This window comes from Sphingomonas sp. (assembly GCF_031372575.1).
Classification (GTDB): domain Bacteria; phylum Pseudomonadota; class Alphaproteobacteria; order Sphingomonadales; family Sphingomonadaceae; genus Sphingomicrobium.
Window position 1 is genome coordinate 1 of the sequence record NZ_JANMLM010000107.1, and the last position, 2,323, is coordinate 2,323.

Sequence of the window (2,323 nt, forward strand, 5' to 3'; positions counted from 1 at the left end):
CGCTTATGAAGAATGGGATGCCGACTTCTGCGGCAAGACCGAGCGCTTCTTCATCACCTACTGGCCCGACCCCGCTGGCGGCTCCTTCCTTTCCGTCACCTACCCATATCCGGCCACTGCGCCCTCGGCGACGTTTCGCTAAGGGCTGATTTGTCAGGGCTCGAGCCCGTGGCGGAGCAAGGAGTTGACCTCGGCCGCCACTGCCGCCGGCGACTCATTACCCCACACGCCAAAGCGCAATCCCAGGAAGACGTTCATCCCCATCAGCGCCCAGGCACGGACTTCGGTTGCAAACGCATCGCCTTCACCAATCTCGCCGCGTTGCGCCGCCGCCTGGAGCCGCGCGGCAATGCGCGATGCGGTGGTTTGATAATGCGCTCGAAAACCGGCGGGATCGACAAATTCTGCCTCGTCGATGATCCGGTACACTTCCTTATGTCCGGCGACGAAATCGAGATAGGCCTCCAGCGCTAGCCGTTCACCATCGAGCCCGTCGCGTGCCTGTCCGAGCACCGGCGCGACATGGTCGCGAACCCGCCCCGACATGTCGCCGACCAGCGCCGCAAACACTGCCTCCTTGCTGTCGAAATAGGTGTAGAATGTGCCGAGCGCGACCTTTGCTCGGCTGGTGATCCCGACGATCGAGCTGTCGCCGAACCCGCGTTCACCAAATTCGCCCAGCGCCGCGTCGAGGATTTTGCGCAATGTCTTCTCGCCGCGCGCTGTGCGCGGCCTCTTGCCCTCGCTGGCGAGCGTTGCGCCTGTATCGGCCGATGTCCTCGAAATGCTCAATTGTCACTCCCCCGATGGACGCATCATCTCACAAGTTGAAAGTTGGTTCAACTTTCATTACAAGCCGGCGAATAGATCACGACCGCGCTCATTGGCGAGTCGGGGCAAGGGGGAGGATAGATGATGACCAAGGCGTTTGTGACTCACGGCCTGAAGGCCAGCGCGGCGATATTGTTGCTGCCGACCGCAGCCAGCGCCCAATCGGCGGCCGAAGTCCAGGCGGCGGCCGAAGCCCAGCCGATCGCTGAGCCCGCGACTCCTGCCGCAACCACCGCGCCCGATGCCGACAAGTTGGAACAGGAAATCATCGTCACTGCCCGCCGGACGGAAGAAAGTGTCCAGCGCGTGCCCTCCTCCATCTCCGCCTTCAACGAACGCACGCTCGATCGCATTCAGGCGACCGATACTACCGGCCTCCAGGGCGCAGTCCCCAACCTCAACATCGTCCAGGGTCGTGGCTCGTCCAACGCCACCAACATCTTCATCCGCGGCATTGGCCAGCCCGATGCGCTTCAGACTTTCGACCCGGCGGTCGGCGTCTATGTCGACGACGTCTATTTCTCGCGCATTCGCGGTAATCAGCTCGACTTGCTCGATCTCGAGCGGATCGAAGTGCTGCGCGGTCCGCAGGGGACGCTTTATGGCAAGAACACGATCGGCGGCGCGATCAAGTTCGTCTCACGCAAGCCGGGCCAGGATTTCCGTGCCACCGGCTCGATCGCGCTCGGCAACTACGATCAGGTCGATCTCAAGGGGGCCGCCTCGGGCCCGGTGACCGACACGCTGGCGGTCGGCTTTGCGGTGATGCGCGCCAAGCGCGACGGCTACGTCAGGGACAGTTTCCGGTCCGAGCGTTATAATGACAAGGACAGCGTCGGCGCGCGTACCGCGATCGCTTTCACCCCCTCGGACAAGGTCCGGCTCGACCTCGCCGTCGACTATAGTCACGACGATGCCGCGCTCCAAGTCGGCCGCCCGGTCAATAATCTGACCACCATCCTCGGTGTCCCGCTGCCGGTGTCCGACACCGTCAATTCCGGCAAGTACAACTGGCGCGGCCGCACGACGCCGGGCTTTCCCAATTCGACCAAGCTGACCCATTGGGGCACTTCGGCGACGCTTGCGGTCGACCTCAGCGACGCGCTGACTTTGAAGTCGATCTCGGCTTACCGCAACCTCAAGACAAATGATTATATCGATATCGACGCCACCCAATATGAAGTTGGCGATGTGTTCGTCGGGGTTCGCCAGCATCAGACCAGCCAGGAATTCCAACTGGCTTATGCGGGGGAAAAACTGAGCGGCGTTGCGGGACTCTATTATCTCGACGAGCGTGTGAAGTCGCACCAGGAAGCTTATGCCGATGACTTCCTCGGCGCGGCCTTTTTCAACAGCGGTTTCCTGCGCACCATCGACGATCGCCTGAAGACCAAAAGCTACGCGGCTTATGCCAATGGCAGCTATGAAGTCGTGCCCGATGTCCGCTTGTCGGCAGGCATTCGCTTCACCAAAGAAACTAAGGATTATTTCC

At 61.5% G+C, this 2,323-nt stretch carries 2 protein-coding genes; one reads left to right on the forward strand and one right to left on the reverse strand.

Features of this window, described 5'->3' with window-relative positions; genetic code table 11:
* Positions 1 to 153 precede the first annotated feature (153 nt).
* Positions 154 to 792 carry a TetR/AcrR family transcriptional regulator gene (locus RMN73_RS10600; RefSeq protein WP_309603295.1) on the reverse strand — a complete coding sequence of 213 codons (639 nt, stop codon included), beginning with the start codon at positions 790 to 792 and terminating at the stop codon, positions 154 to 156.
* A 123-nt stretch (positions 793 to 915) separates the two neighbouring features.
* On the opposite strand from RMN73_RS10600, the gene RMN73_RS10605 reads away from it, so the two are divergent.
* Positions 916 to 2,323, forward strand: a 1,408-nt coding sequence (locus RMN73_RS10605) for a TonB-dependent receptor (protein WP_309603296.1), incomplete at its 3' end; no start/stop codon positions are given.